Origin of the sequence: Aeromonas oralensis (genome assembly GCF_049665575.1) — a bacterium.
Lineage (GTDB): Bacteria > Pseudomonadota > Gammaproteobacteria > Enterobacterales > Aeromonadaceae > Aeromonas > Aeromonas hydrophila.
The window spans coordinates 974,855-992,646 of the sequence record NZ_CP187186.1; the positions used below are offsets into that span (position 1 = coordinate 974,855).

Here is a 17,792-nt window from a genome sequence, read left to right on the forward strand (position 1 = left end):
CAATATGTTTGTGGATGCCATTCATGACGGCACATGCTGTCGTAGTGAAGATCAATGCTGAATATTCGCAATCCATAAGTAGACCTGGTGAGAATGAGTTTCGGATAACAGATCCTTGTACTTCGTTACCTTTGCCATTTTTTTGTGATGACAATGTATCCCGCGTGGTAGCGATTGATGCTGATATAGATAAGCCAATCTTCAATGGGCTTTCATGGCGAGTATGGGAGCGTTTTTTTCATCATGCTTTTCCCAAAGAAAAAACGATACAATTAGTTAATGAGGCAGGTAGTGTCTTAAATATGAGCTTTATGTTTACACATACTGGCTATACCCTTCATGACTTTAACGTTGATATAGGTGATGCCTACCAGGTAGACTCATCATCACAATGTCGTTTAGTAGGTTCAAATATCAGTCAAGGTATCAAGACAGTTTTTTATTCAATAAATGAAAATGCTCAAAAAAGTGGCGGCAGTTGTTATTCAAAGCTATACCCACATTTTATTTTTCCAACAACAGGTTATATAAAAAAGATTTACTTTGGATATAGGTTGGTGCCAACTAACATCGGGGCCATTGCCAATGGCAGGTATCAAGGAAATTTAACTTTGACGGTCGGTAGTGCTAAGGATATGGACTATACTGACTCAATATATCGGAGTCCCTCAGTGATCGATATTGAGCTCTCCCTTGTTGTGAGAAATCAGATGAAAGTTCAATTTCCTGCTGCGGCGAGCCGCGTCACATTGTCGCCCCCAAAAGGCTGGCATGATACCAAGTCAGAAAAAGGACTCCTTGCAAGCCTGCCGGTAAGGATCTCGAGTGATTCACCATTTTGGATTGGTCTCATCTGTCAATATAAAAGTGCAAGTAATGAGCAATGTGAAATTCGAAATGAGCAGGGGCAGCATGCTGTACCTTTGACTATTTTCAGGCAAACCAATTCTGGTCGTTTCGTGTTAAGTCCATCCAGCAAGACCTTTTTCAAAGAGAGTGATGGCAGTATCTATGACTCATTTGTTTTTGAGGTCAATCGACAAAATACCAATGAAATGTTGAAGAGACCTGGGGCTAAATACAAAGGTATGGTGACTCTGGTTATTGATGCCAAGATGCCCGTTGGTGCTGGGTGACGGATCATAGCAATCCACTCTTCTTTGCATAAAAGAACAGTTCACTGTCACTTTTTATACCCAGACGCAGCATGGCATTTTTCTTTTGAGTACTAATCGTCTTGATGCTGCGATTAAGATACTGTGCAACCTGGGTTACAGACATACCGCTGGATAATAGGCGCACCACCTCGCTTTCTTTAGGGGTGAGCTGCGCCTGCGGGCTGTTATGGATTAGCCCGCCTTCAGCCAGAAGTTGTTTGACTGAACTGCCAATATATTCTTGGCCAGCCAATACATGATTAATTGCATCAGAAAGTTCACTTAGGACGGACTTTTTAAGCAGAACGCCACGAATACCCGCATGGAGCAACGACTGTAACACACCAGCATTTTGTACTTGAGTAAGCACAATAATTGGCAAGCTGGGGTGGTCTCTGATTAATTGCTGAATCATGACCAGACCATCGCAGCGCGAATCACCAGGCATGCTGAAGTCAGTGATCAAAAGATCACAGGTATGTTGCCGTAATGTTTTTAATAATTCAGTTACTTGATGAGCTTCAGCAACAATTTCGCAACCAGGTTGGCTCTCTGCAATTAGGCTACGAATACCAGCTATAATCAGTGGATGGTCATCGGCCAGAATGATCTTGAAAGACATGGATGAGCCCCATATAAAACGGCGAATAATATTTACACTATCAAACATTTCACTTCTATACTACTTTGCACGCCGCATTTTTTCGAGCTTGGATATGATGTCACTTCTTTCTGGATTGGCACGATAAGGTGTTCTAACGTGACTATATCTCGATGCATAATCGTCATATTGCTATTTAATTTTTGCATATTCACAAAGACAACGTTAGCGCACAATAAAAACACATTACCAACAGTAAAAGTCGGGTTATTGCTGGGTGGGTGGGGGCCATTTCAGCAGTGGGATGGATATAATGCCAGCGGATTCAGTGTCGAGCTGATAACCATATTGGCCAAGAACCTTGATTACCATATTGAGTGGAAAGCATATCCTGATTGGAACCAATTATATGCGGCAAGTTGTGCGGGGCAGGTTGATATTCTGCTGGATGCCTTTCGCGCGGATGAACGCAAATGTGTGACATACAGTCGCCCTTATTACTCTTCTCCAACTGTGGTGGTGGTCAGGCACGATTCTCCTTTTTTTAGAGACGTCAGTGGGTTAAGTAAATCTCGAATGGCCATAGAGGCCGGGTTTCTTACTGAAAAGTTGGTGAGATCCCACTACCCGGATGTCTCTCGTCTGCTGTTCCAGGATACCGATTCGGCCCTGCAGGCTGTTTTGGATAAGCGAGCCGATGCCTATATCGGCAATCTACACGTCACCAATCAATTCATTGCTCAGCATCCCGAGCTGGCTGTGGTCGCCCAGGCCCCCTTGCTGATGGAGAGCCTGCACCTTGGTATCAGCAAACATAAATCCAGACTGGGGATTCGGTTTGATACCGCGATTCAGGCGCTGACGGTAGAGGAGCGCAGTGCTCTGGAGCAAAGCTGGCTGGGTGACAGCAGTTTGAGTTTTCAGGGGCATAGCGGCTTCTTGCTCAGGCCCGATGAACGAGAGTGGCTCTCTCGTCTGCCGCCGCTCAGGTTGGGTTTTATCCCGGGATGGATGCCATTTTCCTATACCGACAACGGGGGCAAGCTGACGGGCTTGATCGTTGACTATCTGGATGTATTCAAAGAGAAGCTTGGTTTGGCTTACCAATATCGCGCCGATCAGAGTTGGCCCCAACTATTGCAGGCTCTGCTACATCAAGAGGCTGATCTGGCGATTATTCCTGTCCGGATAAGCCAGCGTGTAACGGGCTGGCAGGTAAGCCAGCCAATCGCCTCCTTTCCGGTGATCATCGCCATGTATCGTGGCAGCACTACGCTTGGTGGTTTTGCCGATCTTGCCGGCAAGCATGTGCTGTTGACCGACAGCATGCTGATTGCGGGTGTGCGAGAGCGTATTCCGGATATTCGTATCACCATAGTTGAAAGCCCGGAAGAGGGGTTGGCCATGTTGGCGGCTGGCAAGGGGGATGCCTACATGGGCAATCTGGCGGTGATATCACGGCTTATCAACGAGCGGTTTGATGATTCGCTGCACATAGTGGCACCCACACCTTTCCGAGATGAGCTGGCGGTCGCGGTGAGAGATGCCTATGCCCCACTGCTGCCGCTCATCAACCGCGTATTGGCCAGCATGAGTGACAAGGAAAAGCGGCAGATCCGTAATACCTGGTTGGCGGTGAATTACAACGAAGGTGTTTCGTGGCACAAGCTGATGCGAACTCTGATCCCTATCGGTGTCTGCATTACTCTCTTTGTGTTGTCCCTCTCCATTGCCTATTTTCACCTGCGCCAGGAGATAACCCGACGGCGCGAGGTGGAGGCCGATCTTGCCTCCGCCAAGGAGGAGGCTGAGCTGGCCGCCAGGCAGAAGGCCGATTTCCTCGCCACCATGAGCCACGAGATCCGGACCCCCATGAACGGCATCATCGGCATGGCGGAACAGCTGCGTTTTACCTCGCTGGATCCTGAGCAGCGCCAGATGGTGGGCATCATCAATCAGGGGGCGGAAGGGCTGCTCCAGCTGATAGGCAATGTGCTGGATTATTCCAAGCTGGATGCCGGCAAGATGAGGCTGGCTCCCACCTCTTTCTTGCTGCGCGAGCTCATCGACAACACGCTCACCATGACCAGCAGCGAGTTGCAGCGCAAAGGATTGCAACTTTACTTGCAAGTCGACGATTGGGTCGGAGCACGTTTTCATGGCGATACGCTGCGTCTGAAACAGGTGTTGTTCAATTTGTTGAGCAATGCCATCAAGTTCACCGAATACGGATTTATTGAACTGTCGATCAGATTGGAGGCACAGACAGAGCGACAGCAGAGGTTGCTGTTTGGTGTACAGGATACCGGCATTGGCATGAGTGCTGATGTACAGGCCCGGATTTTCAATGCGTTTGAGCAGGCGGATGGCGCCACGACCCGCAGTTATGGGGGAACTGGACTTGGTCTCAGTATCAGCCGGACGCTGGCAGAACTGATGGGGGGGCGATTGAGCCTTGAGAGCGCACCAGGGTTGGGGACTCATATCGGATTGTCCATCCCCTTGGTACTGGAAGCGCACCACGAGACTGATCCCAAGCTGGCGGGGCTGAGTGCCTTTATGGCATTGCCGGATGGCAAACTGCGCCACACGCTGCGGCTGCATCTGTTGTCGCTGGGGCTGCAGTTGTGTGAAGCCCCGCAGGGCGCAGACTTGCTGTTTGGTGACCTGAATGAGCCGGCCGCCATCCGGGTCGCGCCGCTTGGCAGTGTGCTGGGTTATCAGCTTTGTGATGATGGCCATCATTGCCTCAACAGTAATCCCCTGACTTGGCAGGCCGTGAGAGATGTCTGTTATCGCCAGCTGAGCTTGGCAGAGCAACTGCCGTCCGATTTTCTGTCTGGTGGAACGGATGAACCACTGTTGCAGCAGCGATTGCTGGTCGTCGAGGATCACCACCTGAATCAGGTTTTGGTACAGCGCCAGCTCAAACAGCTCAATCTGCAGTGCGATCTGGCTGAAAATGGTCGACAGGCGCTCGCTATGCTGGCTTTTCACCGCTATGACCTGATCTTGTGTGATTGCCAGATGCCGGTGATGGATGGTTATGAGTTCACCCGCCGGGTGCGAGCCACCGAGGAGCTGGCACATCTCCCAATCATTGCCATGACGGCCAGCGTACTGCCGGAGCAGACGCAGCGCTGTCTGGCGGCCGGTATGAATGATGTACTTGGCAAGCCCGTGCTCATGGACGGACTTCGTCAGATGCTGACGAAGTGGCAGATATTGCCGGTACCCAGGTTGCTCGACATCAGTGCGTTGAGGGTTGCATTTGGATCTTCATTTGAGGCAATGCTGCTGTCATTTCGTCAAGATCTGGAACAATCCCTTGGCATGAGCCATGAGGATGACAAGGCGCTTGCAGATTGGGTGCATCGACAGGCGGGAACGATAGCCATGATGAGGATTGACGAAGTGGCAGATCAGGCATGGCATCTGGAAGAGCATATTCGCAGGCACGGACGGGCGCGATGCGAGGTGGAGCTGACGAATTTTCGTGTTGTGTTGCAACAACTTGTCGATGAACTAGCGGCACTATCCCGAGATTGTGGTCAGCAAGCCGCTGCGCTCAGATGACAATGCAGGGCGATCTGAGGAGGAGGAGGGCTGTACGGCCTGTGCCAGCCAAACCCAGTCGAGCAGAGGGGTATCGGCCTTGAAGCGCTGATAGGCAAGGCCCTGGTCGACGGTCAGAAACAGGGTGGTGGGCAGGCCGATTCGGTTGAGGTAACGCACCATCACTTCACCCCGATAGCAGCTCAGTCGTTGTTGCAACTGCGGCAGACTCAGCCCGGTTGCCTGTCCCTCTTCATCCCAGATCTCGAACATGGTCATGTCTCTTGATGCGATGGCAATACTGTTTCCAAAAGCGGGCCGACAGGCAATTGTCAGATCTGACAGTGTCAAATGGATAGAGGCATTAAAAGCGAAAACCCGGCACTGGGCCGGGTTTTCTTGAATGATGGTGGAGGGAGAAGGATTCGAACCTTCGAAGGCAGAGCCGTCAGATTTACAGTCTGATCCCTTTGGCCGCTCGGGAACCCCTCCACAGGGGCCTTGCATGTTGTGTTCAGGAAGATGGTGGAGGGAGAAGGATTCGAACCTTCGAAGGCAGAGCCGTCAGATTTACAGTCTGATCCCTTTGGCCGCTCGGGAACCCCTCCACGGGGTATTTTCCTGATTGTTGCACTTGAATGGTGGAGGGAGAAGGATTCGAACCTTCGAAGGCAGAGCCGTCAGATTTACAGTCTGATCCCTTTGGCCGCTCGGGAACCCCTCCCCAAGTGCGAGGCGCATACTATCAGATCTTCGCTCTTTGTGAACCCCTGGTGGGCCTATCTGGCGATAAAAAAGTGCCATTCGGTCATTTTTTGATATTTGTCGCTCATTTTTCACGCTTATCAACGACTTCCCTGTCGCTGTCAGACCGGATCCAGGACTCATCGCGGGTGTGAAGCATCATCAGACAACATGTGTCGAGTAGCGTTTTGTACTGAAAAAATCACCTTCTCTTCTAAGTGTGATGGCTGACCGCTTCCTTGATGGACATTGCTGCTGCCGCATTTTACTCTCGCCATGTTATTCAACTGTTAACATGGATTGTGGACTCTCCCTATGCAGGCTCTCGATATCGCCGTGTTGCGCGGCCAGTTTCCCGCTCTCAATCAACTGGTTGAGGGCAAAGCCCCCATCTTCTTCGACGGCCCCGGTGGCGCTCAGGTGCCACATGCCGTACTCACCGCCATGACCGATTACCTCGGTCACTTCAACGCCAATCTGGGCGGCCCCTTTTTCTCGGCCAGGGTGACCGAGCAGCAGGCGCTGCGGGCCAGGTTGGCGGTGGCCACGTTGTTGGGGGCTGAGCGGGCAGAGGAGATAGTGTTTGGCGCCAACTTCACCACCCTGACCTTTGCGCTCAGCCGAGCGCTGGCGCGGGAGTGGCAGGCCGGTGACGAGATCATCGTCACCGCGCTCGATCACTACTCCAACGTCTCCAGCTGGCAGCAAGCGGCGGCGGATCGCGGCGTGGTGGTGCATCAGGCAAGAGTGGACGTGACCACCGGCGGGCTGGACTATGGGCATCTGTTCAGTCTGCTGGGGCTCAAGACCCGGCTGGTGGCGGTGACGGCGGCCTCCAATACCACCGGCACCCTGGTCGATATCTCTCGCATCGCCGATGCGGTGCACGGGGTAGGGGCCTTGCTCTATGTGGATGCGGTTCACTTTGCGCCCCACGAGCGTATTGATGTGCAGGCCTGGGATTGCGATTTTCTGGGGTGTTCCGCCTACAAATTCTTCGGCCCGCACCTCGGCATTCTCTACGGCAAGCATCGTCACCTGGCGCATTTCACTCCCTACAAGGTGGAACCGGCCAAGAACGTGGCGCCCTACAAGTGGGAGACAGGTACCCAGAGTTGGGAAGCGCTGGCCGGGGTGGAGGCCACCGTCGAATACCTGGCCTCCTTGTCCGGGTTGGACGGCACCGAGCATGGGCTGGAGGAGCGGCTCGATCTGGCGTTTGCCCGCAGCCAGGCCCATGAACGGCAGCTCAGCGAGCACCTGCTGGCCAAGCTGGCCGAGAGGCCCTGGTTCACCCTGCACGGCATTCACGACAGCCTGGGGCGCACCCCGACCTTCGCCTTGACGTCAAACCGCCATACCCCGGCCGAAATGGCCGAGTTTTTGGGGCAGCATCAGGTATGCAGCTGGGCTGGCCACTTCTATGCCTTGGCACTGGTTGAGCAACTGGGCGTGAGCGATGGGGTGCTGCGCATAGGCTGCATGCACTACAACACCTCGGCCGAGATTGACCGCCTGTTTGCCCTGCTCGACGATATGCCGCATTGAGATAAAACAGCCCGGTCATGCCGGGCTGTGTCGTCTCATCTCTCTGCAGTTTGTTAGCGGCCGACGATGGCGTGATGGATATCCTGCAGCGGCAAGACATGGCGGGCGGCGCCAAGCTTGATGGCCTCCTTGGGCATGCCAAAGACCACGCAGGAGGCCTCATCCTGAGCGAAGGTATTGGCACCCGCCTCCAGCATTTCCCGCAACCCGCGGGCGCCGTCATCTCCCATCCCGGTCATGATGATGCCGGTGGCGTTGCCGCCGGCAAACTTGGCCACCGAGCGAAACAGTACGTCTACCGAGGGGCGGTGGCGGTTGATGAGGGGGCCGTCCATCACGTCGACGTGATAGTAGGCGCCGCTGCGCTTGAGCAGCATGTGCTTGCCGCCGGGGGCGATCAGCGCCAGCCCGGGGATCACCCTGTCATTGCTCTTGGCCTCCCGCACTTCTATCTGACACAGGCTGTTGAGCCGCTCGGCAAATGAAGCGGTGAACTTCTCCGGCATGTGTTGCACGATGACAATGCCTGGGCAGACCCGGGGCAGGGTGGTCAGCACAGCTTCCAGCGCCTGAGTGCCGCCGGTGGAGGTTCCGATCGCCACGATCCGCTCGGTGGTCTGGGCCATGGAATGCTGGCTGGCGGGGGGCATGATGGCGTCGGCGTTGAGCTTGGGGGCGACGCTGGGGGCGGGCACTTTGGTCAGTCGTCTGACATTGGCCTGGGCGGCGGCGCGCACCGCCATGGCCAGCTCCTGCGCCGACTCCTGCAGAAAGCTTTTCAGGCCGACGGTGGGCTTGGTGATGATGTCCACGGCGCCGGCGGCCATGGCCTGCAGTGTGGTTTCCGCCCCCTTTGCGGTGAGGGAAGAGCAGATGACCACAGGAGTGGGGTGTTCGGCCATTATTTTGGTGAGGAAGGTGATGCCATCCATGCGCGGCATCTCCACGTCCAGCACGATCACGTCCGGCCACTCCTTTTTCAGTTTCTCCAGCGCAAACAGCGGGTCAGACGCGGTGGCGATGACCTTTATGTCGGGCTCTTGCTCGAGAATGGCCTGCAATACCTGTCTGACCACGGCGGAATCATCCACCAGCATGACCTTGATCTGTTTCATTCCCGTCCCCTTAGCGATGTGGCAAGCGGTGATGACGCACCCAGACATTGCCGTTGGCCAGCTCAAAAATCAGGCTTCTGTGTCCCGCATGGCCAAGATGGTGGGCTTTGATGGTCAGGCCCAGGTGCTGGGTCAGCTGCCAGGCGGCCTTGATGTTCTTGATGGCCACATTCATGGTGTTGAGCGTTTGTTGTTCGATAAACATGTTGCCGCCGCCAAACAGCTTGACCTCGTATTCGCGGATGGGGGCGGGATGTTTGCTTATCTCATTGATAAATAACTGGATTGCCTCATCGGCATAGCGGCCGTCCAGACTCATGGTGCTGTGACCGCGGCTGGGCAGCATGTAGTGGCACATACCGCCTCGCTTCTGTTCCGGATGCCACATGGTAATGGCCACGCAGGAACCAAGATGGGTGCGGATGATGGTGTCATCCTGCCCAAAATAGAATTCACCTGGTTGCAGCGTGACCTCTCTCATCTTGAAACCCTTATGGTTTCAGATAGATGGAAGGTGATACCAGTTGCAGGCCATGGGGCAGACCGTTCAGGCTCTCGGCATGGCTGACGATGAGATAACCTCCCTTGTGCAGGCGCGGTACCAACCGTTGCAGTACCTGTGCCTTGGTCTCCCGGTTGAAATAGATCATCACGTTGCGGATCAGGATGACGTCGAACAGTCCGATGTCGGGTAGTTCCTGATTCAGATTGATGTGATGAAACTGCACCTTCTCGCGCAGCTTGCGATCAATGATGAAGGTGCCTTCCTGAAAACCGATCCCTTTCAGGCAGTACTTCATCAAAAATGGCTGTGGGATGTTGTGGGCCCGCTCGATGGGATATTGCCCTGCTCTGGCCTGCTCCAGCACTCGGGTCGAGATATCCGAGGCGATCACCTCCCAACTGCCATGGTTCAGATTGTCGGCCAGGGTCATGGCCAGGCTGTAGGGCTCTTCACCGGAAGAGCTGGCCGCGCTCCAGATCCGCACCGCCCGTTCTTTTGGCAGTTGTGCCAATACCTTGTTGCCGAGAAATTCAAAGTGTTTGGGTTCGCGGAAAAAATAGGTCTCGTTGGTGGTGAGCAGATCGAGTGCGACCTGCAGCTCTGTCCCCCGGTTATTCATGATCAGGCTGAAATAGTCGCCGTAGCTCTCCAGCTCGTAGTGGCAGAGCCGCTTTGACAGGCGGCTGGCGACCAGGGCCTTCTTGGCCGGAGACAAGTCGATACCCGCCGTCTGGTGGATCCAGCGTTGAAACTGCGCAAATTCATCATCATGCAACTGGGTCTGATACACGCGCAAACTCCCTGCTGTGAGCGAGATGCGGGTGAGCTTGGCTCACCCGCATCAGGTTAGAAGCGGACAAAGTCGGTGTCATTGTGAGGGCGTGGCGTGGTGCCTATACCTTCCTGACCGTTGCCATCGTGCATGAAGCGTCCCCGTGGGCCACCACGGGCAGCTGCCTTCTGGCTGGCGCCGTGCTTGTGCTGTTCCAGAGTGAAGAACTCCATCGCCAGTTGCAGCTGTTCGGCCTGGCTGCTCATCTCCTCGGCGGTGGCGGCCAGCTCCTCACTGCAGGAGGCATTTTGTTGAGTGACCTGGCTCAGCTGATTCATGGCGATGTTGATCTGGCTGACGCCAGTGGACTGTTCGGCGGAGGCGGCGCTGATCTCTTGCACCAGATCCGAGGTCTTGTTGATGGAGGGCACCATCTGATCGAGCAGACGGCCCGCTTTCTCCGCCATGTCGACGCTGCTAGAGGCCAGCTCGCCGATCTCTTGGGCTGCTACCTGGCTGCGCTCCGCCAGTTTGCGCACTTCGGCGGCTACCACGGCAAAGCCCTTGCCATGATCCCCGGCCCGGGCGGCCTCGATAGCAGCATTGAGGGCCAGCAGATTGGTCTGGTAGGCGATGTCGTCGATGATGCCGATCCGCTTGGCGATCTGCTTCATGGCATCGACCGTGAGCTTGACGGCCTCACCGCCTTCCACGGCCTCCTTGGCGGCCTTGCTGGCCATACCATCGGTGACCTGGGCATTGTCGGTGTTCTGGTTGATGCTGGCGCTCATCTGCTCGATGGAGGCGCTGGTCTCTTCCATGCTGGAGGCCTGCTCACTACTTGACTGGCTGATGGACTGGGCAGTGGCGCTGACCTGCTCGGCCGCGCTGGAGAGATTGTCGGATGCCCCCCGTACTTCGGTAACGATATTGGTCAGCGAGACGATGGTCTGGTTGAGGGAGTCCTTGGTGGTGCCAAACACTCCGGGGTAGTCGGCTTCGACCTGTTGGGTCAGGTCGCCTCTGGCCAGGGATTGCACCACCCGGATCACGTCGTTGAGGCTGGTATCGATCACCTCTGCGATACGATTGATGCCCTCTCCCAGGGTCTGGAAGAAGCCACTTTTACCGGTCAGGTCCATGCGGCGGTGCAGTTCGCCGTTGATCACGGCCTGCACGATCTCCGACATCTCCCGTTCGATGGCGACTTCCTTGGTGCGATCCGACCACTCGACCACGGAGCCCAGTCGTTCGCCATCGTCGCCAAACACCGGGTTGGCGATGAGCGAGAAGGTGCGCCCGCCAAGCAGGATTTGGGTGCGATAGGTGTTGTTCAGCTTGGCCAGCATGCTGCGCTGATGACCCGGGTTTTTGTGGAAGCTGTCGATGTTGGCCCCCATCAGGGTGGCTGCATTGAAGTTGTAGAGTTCTTTGCGAATATCCGGTTCAGCCAGGCTCAGCATCTCTTTGACGGACTCATTCATGTAGATGATGTTGAGATCGGTGTCGGCGATCATCACGTTGGTGCTTGCGCCATCGAGCGCCTTCTTGACGCGCAAACTCTCTGCTGCGGCGATCTTGGCCGCAGCGCTGGCGGCCTTCATCTCGTTTTCGATGGCGATCTCCTTGGTCCGGTCGGCCCACTCGACTACGGAGCCGAGGCGTTCGCCGCCATCGTTGAAGACCGGATTGGCGATCAGCGAGAAGATACGCCCCCCGACGGTTATCTGGGCGCGATAGGTGCTGTTCAGTTTGGCCAGCATGCTGCGCTGATGGGAAGGGTCTTTGTGGAAGGTATCAATGTTCTTGCCCATCAGCTGTCTGACATCAAAATTGGGCAGATCCTTGCGAATGTCTGATTCGGCCTGGCCCAGCATGGCGAGCACGGCTTCATTCATATAGACGATGTCGAGATTGGTATCGGCGATCATCACATTGGTCGAGGCCCCATCCAGCGCTTTGCGCACTCGCAGGTTTTCGTCATACAGGGTCTGGTTGGCACTGATGGTAGTGAGGGTGTTGCTAAGGCGCTCCCCCAGCAGTGCCAGCACGGTATTGAACTCCTGACAGAGCTCCCGCAGCGGGCCGCCGAGCGAACCCAGCTCAAGCTGGGCCGATTGATCGCCTTGTCTGATCCCCTGCTGGAGCGATCGGGTTGCGCCAATGAGCTGGAGCAGTTGCTCCTGCAGCAAGGCATGAGCGCTGCCGTTGCCGAACAGATTGCCAAAAAATGATTGAGTCATGAGCCTTATCCTTGTGCGACATGTCATTGCTGTGTGGTGAGCGACACTCTTGTTGCTTGCTACGTCTGAATCACGGTGTCTGTGGTTTCTGTTCCAGCAGCCGTTCCTGCTGCTGGGTCAGTTCGCTGAGCTGTGCCATTTCGTCGATGGAGAGCACTTTCTCGGTATTGATGAGGATGACGAACTTGCCATTTACCTTGCCCATGCCGCTGATAAAGTCCGCCCGGATGCGAGCCCCGAAGCTCGGTGGAGGCTCTATCTCATTGCAGGGAATGGTCAGCACTTCGGAGACGGAGTCCACCACCACGCCGATGTCCTGATTGCCGTGTTCCGGATCGTCCGGATGCACTCCCTCGATAATGACGATGCAACTGCGGCGGGTGATGCTGGAGGGGGCATTGCCAAAGCGGGCGTTGAGATCCACCACCGAGACCACGGCTCCCCGGAGGTTGATCACGCCGCGGATGAAGCTTGGCATCATGGGGATGGGGGTGATGTTGCCGTATTCGATGATCTCCTTGACCCCGAGAATGTTGATGGCAAACATCTCGCCGTTGATGAGAAAGGTCAGGTATTGGGCATCGCCCTGGTTATCAAGGGCCAGCGTGCCGGGCTGGACGGCCACTTCGGTAGACATGCTCATGGGGCTCTCCGGTTAAAAACGGACAAAATCGGCCTCGTCAACCTGAGGTTGCGCTGCCGTATTGCCGTGCAGTGGGTGCTGGGTCGGCATGACAAATTTGCCTCTGGGGGGCAATCCTTTATGTCCGCTCTCGTGGACCCTGGCCGGTTTGTTCGGGTTCTCCAGCGAGAAAAAATCCATGGTTTGCTGCAGCTCGTTGGCCTGAGAGCTCATCTCTTCGGCCGTGGCTGCCAGCTCCTCGCTGCTGGCGGCGTTTTGCTGGGTCACCTGGTTGAGCTGGCTCATGGCAAGGCTTATCTGGTTGGCAGCGCTGGCCTGCTCACCGGAGGCGGCATTGATTTCCTGCACCAGGTCGGAGGTCTTGCGAATGGAGGGCACGATCTTGTCGAGCAGGCTGCCCGCCTTCTCGGCAGTATCGACGCTGCTCGATGAAAGCTCGCCTATCTCCTGCGCCGCTATTTGGCTGCGTTCGGCCAGCTTGCGAACCTCGGCGGCCACCACTGCGAAGCCTTTGCCGTGTTCACCTGCCCGCGCCGCCTCGATGGCGGCGTTGAGTGCCAGCAGATTGGTTTGGTAGGCGATATCGTCGATGATGCTGACCTTGCGGGCGATCTGCTGCATCGCTGCCACCGTCTGCTGGACTGAGCGGCCGCCTTCGGTGGCTTCGAGCACGGCACTGCTCGCCATGTTGTCGGTGACCTTGGCGTTGTCGGTGTTCTGGTTGATGCTGGCGCTCATCTGTTCGATGGAGGCACTGGTCTCTTCCACGCTGGCGGCCTGTTCGCTGGTGGCCTGGCTCAGGGACTGAGCCGTGGTGCTGACCTGGTTGGAGGCATTGGTCAGGTTGTCAGCGGCGTTGCGCACTTCTTCGATGATGGCGGTCAGCGCTTCTATGGTGCTGTTGAGGCCATCCTTGGTCTGACCAAAAATGCCCGGATAGGGTTGTTCTATCTTCTGGGTCAGATCACCCCGCGACAGGGCAGTGGCGATGCGCATCACATCGTTGAGGCTGGTGTCGGTTACGTTGGATAGACGGTTGAGCAGTTCGGACAGCCGCTTGATGTAGCCCTGGCGTCCATCCAGTTCGATCTTGTAACTGAAGTTTCCCTGCTCGACGGCGGCAGTCACCAGGGTCTCGATGTCGTTGATGAGTGCCGTCAGCTTGTTGACCATGTTCTGCATGGCCAGCAGCAGCTGTCCGGCTTCGTCGTGGGCACCAATATCGATGGTGACGTCGAGGTTGCCTTCGGCCAGATGGTTGGCTACCTGCAGTGCCTGGTTGATGGGGGAGATGATGCTGCGGATGAGGACAATGCCAAACCAGGCGGCAGCCACCATGCCTGCGGCAACGACCGCCAGCATGGTGAGCAGCATGACGTCGTACCAGGCCTGCGCCTGCTCGTACTCGGATTTGGCTACGTCGAGTTGCAGGCTGACCAGCTCGGTTATCTTGCCACCGATGGGATCGATGGAGCTGTAAAGCTTGCCGTCAAATTCGTTGAGCATGCCGGTGACGACACCGCGCTGGGTCGAGAGAAATGCTTCCAGTCGAGTGATATCCCGATCCGCCGCGCTGAACAGGCTGTTGGCCTCGGCTGACAGCTTCTGCTCGGCTTCGGTCAGTTTGGTGGCCTGATAATGCTGCCACTCCAGTTTGATCTGCTGCTGGGCATGCTTGATCTGCTGCTGCGCCTCTTCGGCGCTGATGAGGCCCGCATTGGCTTTGTTGACGTTGTCGATGATGGCGACGGCATAATTGTCGGAAATGGTCTTGAGCTGTTTGAGCGGCACTACCCGATCGTTGTAGACCCGCTGCAGCCCAGTGTTGCTGCTCTGCATGTTGTAGAGTCCCAATGCTCCCACTCCCAGCAGCAGTGCGCAGAGCAGGCAGAGCAAAATGGTGAGTCGCAGTTTGATGGTGGAGTTTTTGAACATGACAGGCTCCTGGCGTTAATTGACTCTAGGTTGGGTTTGCAGACGTGGAATGGCGTACTGGCTCAGCTGGCCCAGCTCCTGTTCGATGGCGTGCTGAATGAGAGAGGGGATATCCAGAATGAGGGCAACTTCACCGCCTCCCAGAATGGTGGAGCCGCTGATCCCCTGCAGGCGCTGGAACAGCTTGCCGAGTGGCTTGATGACGGTCTGGAATTCACCCAGCAGCTCGTCGACCACCAGGCCGGATTTCTTGCCGCCGTGGCTGACGACCACGATGTTTTCCCGGCGACCTCTTGTACCTTCAACGTCAAAATAGTGTTGCAGCCGGACAAACGGCAGCACTTCGCCGCGCAGATTGATGTAGTTGCGCCCCTGGGTATCGGCCAGCGCACTCTGGGTCAGCTCCACGCATTCGATCACCATGTCGAGGGGGATGACGTAGTGGGTCGTGCTGACGCGCACCAGAAAACCATCAATGATGGCCAGCGTGAGCGGCAGCCGAATCTGGACCCGGGTGCCGAGGCCGGGTTTGCTGTCGAGTTCGACACTGCCCCGCAGGGCCTGGATGTTGCGCTTGACCACATCCATGCCCACCCCGCGGCCGGAGAGATTGGTGATGGCCTCCGCCGTGGAGAAGCCGGGTTCAAAAATGAGTTGATAAATTTCCTGATCCGTCAGGGTGGCATTGGTGGTTACCAGGCCGCGTTCTTGTGCCTTTTGCAGGATCCTGGCCTTGTTGAGGCCGGCGCCATCGTCCTGAATTTCGATGACGATGCTGCCAGAGTCGTGATAGGCGTTGAGGGTCAGGGTACCCCGTGCCGGCTTGCCGGCGGCCACCCTTCTTTCAGCCGATTCGATGCCGTGGTCCATGGCGTTGCGTACCAGGTGCATCAAGGGGTCGCCGATCTTCTCCACCACCGATTTGTCCAGTTCGGTATCGCCGCCGGTGATGACCAGGGCGATGTCTTTGTCCAGTTCATGGCTGACATCCCGCACTACCCGCTGGAAACGGTTGAAGGTATCGCCGATGGGCACCATGCGCAGGCGCAGCGCACCATCCCGGATCTCTTCGACCAGCATGGCTATGGTGGAGTTGGCCTCCTGCAACTGGCTGTCCCGTGAACGCTGGGCCAGCAGGTTGGCTCCTGAGCTGGCGACCACTAGTTCTCCCACCAGATTGATCAGGTCATCCAGCTTGTCGGCATGTACCCGAACATAGCGCCCCTCCTTGTTCTTGCTCTCCTTGTTCTGGCTCTGTTTCTTGAGCGCGGCATCCACCACCACCTCGCTGACAGCACCTTGGGCAATCAGGATCTCTCCCAGTTTGCCGGCGTCGGTCTGCGGCTGTTCATGCTGGGCTTGCAGTCCGAGTACCAGTTCGCTGGCCGTCAAGGCGCCGGTCTTGACCAGCAGCTGCCCCAGCATCTCGTTGTCTTCCGGCAGGGCATTGATGAGGTCGATGTACTCGGCCAGCTTGCTGTGGGGCGGGATAATGGTGATGCGACAGTCATCGCGTACGAATTCGAACACATCGCTCAGGGCATTCTTGTCGGCCTGGGTATCCAGATCGAGTTCATAGCCCAAGTAGCAGCTCTCCGGATCGAAATGTTCCCAATCGGGCAGTGAGCTGTGAATGGTCTCGATGGCGCAGAGGGTACCCATGGTGCCGAGGTAGCGCAGAAAAGAGGTGGGATCCATGCCGTTGCGCAGCACATCCGGGCCAAAGCGCAGGGAGATGTGCCACAGAGACGTGGCGCTGACATGACCCTCCTCCTTGCTGACCGGACTGGTCTCGGCTGGTGGGTTGCGTTCCGGCAGGCCGGTTTGGCTGGTGGTGTGATGGCGTGCCAGGTTGTGCCGCAGCTGCTCATCCTGAGCCTGTTCATCCGCACCGAGCGTTTCCCCTTGTTCGGCCACTAGGCTGACCAGGCGTTCGATGTGATCCCGGCTCTCCAGCAGATCCTTGATGAGTGCTTCACTGATCGCCAACTGCTGGTTGCGCACCTGATCGAGCAGATCCTCGACGATGTGGGTGAAGCTGACGATGGGTTGCAGGCCAAACAGGCCGGCGGAGCCCTTGATGGTGTGGGCCGCTCGGAAGATGGCGCCGATGAGCTCGCTATTGTCCGGCTCGTTTTCCAGCGTCAGCAGTGCGGACTCCATCTCCTCGAGCAGCTCACGCGCCTCGGCGATGTAGGTTTGCAGGGCCTGATCAAGATTGATGCTCACGAATGACTCCTTGTTCGCGGAACCGGCTAGGCGTGATCGGGGTGGGGGATGAGGGTGGGATCGCCGAAGAAGATTGCCAGCTGGCACAGCTCAAGGGCATCGAGTACCGCATGGCTGTGCATGACCAGATGCAGCGGATAGCCGCCCTGCAGCGCCGTCTTCTTGGCGGCCAGCAGCAGTTGCAGGCCGGCACTGTCCATTTCGCTGACCTGGGAGAGATCCAGTTCCAGCTCTTGCTGGCGATAGAGCAGGGGGGTGAGCGCCTGTTTGAGTTCTGCTGCGGTATAGATGGTCATCTCACCAGCAATGGCCACAACTGTCTTTTCTTCACCCGTTTCGATATGCAGCGGCATGAATGCCTCCCGGCTCAGGGCATGATGAGCTTGGCGACGGCAGCCAGCATTTGGTCCGGCTGGAACGGCTTGACCACCCAGGCTTTGGCTCCTGCAGCCTGTCCTTCTTGCTTCTTGCTGTCCTGGGACTCGGTGGTCAGCATGATCACTGGAGTGAACTTGTAGCTGGCCAGTTTCTTGGCCTCCTTGACGAAGCTGATACCGTCCATGTTCGGCATGTTGACGTCGCTGATGATGAGGTTGATCTTCTTGCCGTCGAGTTTTTTGAGGGCGTCCTTGCCGTCACAAGCCTCCATCACCTCATAACCGGCTCCCTTGAGCGTCATGCCGACGACCTGGCGTATGGTTGCCGAGTCATCCACGATCAGGACTGTTTTGGCCATATCTCTCTC

14 protein-coding genes and 3 tRNA genes are annotated in these 17,792 nt (G+C 56.3%); 3 read left to right on the forward strand and 14 right to left on the reverse strand.

The features are described 5' to 3' along the window. The first annotated feature begins 23 nt into the window (after nt 1–23). Entirely contained in the window at nt 24–1,136 is a 1,113-nt protein-coding gene (locus ACPDZI_RS04790) for a hypothetical protein (protein ID WP_438834106.1), read from the forward strand. A 4-nt stretch (nt 1,137–1,140) separates the two neighbouring features. On the opposite strand, the gene ACPDZI_RS04795 is transcribed toward ACPDZI_RS04790, so the two are convergent. Then, complete coding sequence (locus ACPDZI_RS04795) at nt 1,141–1,779, reverse strand: response regulator (RefSeq protein WP_187268585.1); 639 nt, start codon at nt 1,777–1,779, stop codon at nt 1,141–1,143. A 138-nt stretch (nt 1,780–1,917) separates the two neighbouring features. Here ACPDZI_RS04795 and ACPDZI_RS04800 point away from each other — a divergent pair, with 138 nt between their 5' ends. After that, on the forward strand, nt 1,918–5,334 hold the full coding sequence (locus tag ACPDZI_RS04800; protein ID WP_438834107.1) for a transporter substrate-binding domain-containing protein: 3,417 nt from the start codon (nt 1,918–1,920) through the stop codon (nt 5,332–5,334). Here the strand turns inward: ACPDZI_RS04800 and ACPDZI_RS04805 are convergent. The 4 genes from ACPDZI_RS04805 to ACPDZI_RS04820 all read right to left on the reverse strand — a co-directional run bounded on the left by ACPDZI_RS04805 (nt 5,293) and on the right by ACPDZI_RS04820 (nt 6,037). Continuing rightward, nucleotides 5,293–5,586, reverse strand: coding sequence for a hypothetical protein (locus tag ACPDZI_RS04805; protein ID WP_187268073.1), 294 nt, complete (start codon nt 5,584–5,586; stop codon nt 5,293–5,295). The two genes, ACPDZI_RS04800 and ACPDZI_RS04805, sit on opposite strands and share 42 nt — an antisense overlap. Nucleotides 5,587–5,720: 134 nt before the next feature. After that, nucleotides 5,721–5,805, reverse strand: a tRNA-Tyr gene (locus ACPDZI_RS04810). A gap of 31 nt (nt 5,806–5,836) precedes the next feature. Continuing rightward, nucleotides 5,837–5,921 (reverse strand) — tRNA-Tyr (locus tag ACPDZI_RS04815). Nucleotides 5,922–5,952: 31 nt separating this feature from the next. After that, nucleotides 5,953–6,037 (reverse strand) — tRNA-Tyr (locus tag ACPDZI_RS04820). Between the two features lie 335 nt (nt 6,038–6,372). Here ACPDZI_RS04820 and ACPDZI_RS04825 point away from each other — a divergent pair. After that, nucleotides 6,373–7,605: a cysteine desulfurase-like protein gene (locus ACPDZI_RS04825; protein ID WP_438834108.1), complete on the forward strand. Its 1,233-nt coding sequence runs from the start codon at nt 6,373–6,375 to the stop codon at nt 7,603–7,605. A gap of 53 nt (nt 7,606–7,658) precedes the next feature. Here the strand turns inward: ACPDZI_RS04825 and ACPDZI_RS04830 are convergent, their stop codons facing one another. The 9 genes from ACPDZI_RS04830 to ACPDZI_RS04870 form a co-directional block, all read right to left on the reverse strand. Then, nucleotides 7,659–8,720, reverse strand: coding sequence for a protein-glutamate methylesterase/protein-glutamine glutaminase (locus ACPDZI_RS04830; RefSeq protein WP_207138566.1), 1,062 nt, complete (start codon nt 8,718–8,720; stop codon nt 7,659–7,661). 10 nt (nt 8,721–8,730) lie between these two features. After that, nucleotides 8,731–9,201: a chemoreceptor glutamine deamidase CheD gene (gene cheD, locus ACPDZI_RS04835; protein WP_076362279.1), complete on the reverse strand. Its 471-nt coding sequence runs from the start codon at nt 9,199–9,201 to the stop codon at nt 8,731–8,733. Between the two features lie 10 nt (nt 9,202–9,211). Next, nucleotides 9,212–10,015 (reverse strand): CheR family methyltransferase, encoded by an 804-nt coding sequence (locus ACPDZI_RS04840; protein ID WP_207138568.1) that lies wholly within the window; start codon nt 10,013–10,015, stop codon nt 9,212–9,214. Between the two features lie 56 nt (nt 10,016–10,071). Continuing rightward, nucleotides 10,072–12,240, reverse strand: a complete 2,169-nt coding sequence (locus ACPDZI_RS04845; protein ID WP_438834109.1) for a methyl-accepting chemotaxis protein — start codon at nt 12,238–12,240, stop codon at nt 10,072–10,074. A gap of 70 nt (nt 12,241–12,310) precedes the next feature. Continuing rightward, on the reverse strand, nt 12,311–12,883 hold the full coding sequence (locus tag ACPDZI_RS04850) for a chemotaxis protein CheW (RefSeq protein WP_146061029.1): 573 nt from the start codon (nt 12,881–12,883) through the stop codon (nt 12,311–12,313). Nucleotides 12,884–12,895: 12 nt separating this feature from the next. After that, a complete protein-coding gene (locus tag ACPDZI_RS04855) occupies nt 12,896–14,818 on the reverse strand; it encodes a methyl-accepting chemotaxis protein (RefSeq protein ID WP_187268076.1) in 1,923 nt (640 codons plus the stop codon). A 15-nt stretch (nt 14,819–14,833) separates the two neighbouring features. After that, the gene (locus ACPDZI_RS04860; RefSeq protein WP_146061031.1) at nt 14,834–17,047 is read right to left on the reverse strand and encodes a chemotaxis protein CheA; all 2,214 of its coding nucleotides are present in this window, start codon (nt 17,045–17,047) and stop codon (nt 14,834–14,836) included. Between the two features lie 26 nt (nt 17,048–17,073). Further along, nucleotides 17,074–17,400, reverse strand: coding sequence for an STAS domain-containing protein (locus tag ACPDZI_RS04865; RefSeq protein ID WP_146061032.1), 327 nt, complete (start codon nt 17,398–17,400; stop codon nt 17,074–17,076). A 14-nt stretch (nt 17,401–17,414) separates the two neighbouring features. Further along, nucleotides 17,415–17,783 carry a response regulator gene (locus tag ACPDZI_RS04870; protein ID WP_011704967.1) on the reverse strand — a complete coding sequence of 123 codons (369 nt, stop codon included), beginning with the start codon at nt 17,781–17,783 and terminating at the stop codon, nt 17,415–17,417. Between the last annotated feature and the right edge of the window lie 9 nt (nt 17,784–17,792).

What these genes read in the sequence shown, in the direction of transcription:
- cheD (WP_076362279.1), bottom strand. Translation starts at nt 9,201, where the DNA reads ATGAGAGAGGTCACGCTGCAACCAGGTGAATTCTATTTTGGGCAGGAT.
- ACPDZI_RS04855 (WP_187268076.1), bottom strand. Translation starts at nt 14,818, where the DNA reads ATGTTCAAAAACTCCACCATCAAACTGCGACTCACCATTTTGCTCTGC.
- ACPDZI_RS04845 (WP_438834109.1), bottom strand. Translation starts at nt 12,240, where the DNA reads ATGACTCAATCATTTTTTGGCAATCTGTTCGGCAACGGCAGCGCTCAT.
- ACPDZI_RS04790 (WP_438834106.1), top strand. Translation starts at nt 24, where the DNA reads ATGACGGCACATGCTGTCGTAGTGAAGATCAATGCTGAATATTCGCAA.
- ACPDZI_RS04865 (WP_146061032.1), bottom strand. Translation starts at nt 17,400, where the DNA reads ATGCCGCTGCATATCGAAACGGGTGAAGAAAAGACAGTTGTGGCCATT.
- ACPDZI_RS04830 (WP_207138566.1), bottom strand. Translation starts at nt 8,720, where the DNA reads ATGAAACAGATCAAGGTCATGCTGGTGGATGATTCCGCCGTGGTCAGA.
- ACPDZI_RS04805 (WP_187268073.1), bottom strand. Translation starts at nt 5,586, where the DNA reads ATGTTCGAGATCTGGGATGAAGAGGGACAGGCAACCGGGCTGAGTCTG.
- ACPDZI_RS04795 (WP_187268585.1), bottom strand. Translation starts at nt 1,779, where the DNA reads ATGTCTTTCAAGATCATTCTGGCCGATGACCATCCACTGATTATAGCT.
- ACPDZI_RS04850 (WP_146061029.1), bottom strand. Translation starts at nt 12,883, where the DNA reads ATGAGCATGTCTACCGAAGTGGCCGTCCAGCCCGGCACGCTGGCCCTT.
- ACPDZI_RS04870 (WP_011704967.1), bottom strand. Translation starts at nt 17,783, where the DNA reads ATGGCCAAAACAGTCCTGATCGTGGATGACTCGGCAACCATACGCCAG.
- ACPDZI_RS04825 (WP_438834108.1), top strand. Translation starts at nt 6,373, where the DNA reads ATGCAGGCTCTCGATATCGCCGTGTTGCGCGGCCAGTTTCCCGCTCTC.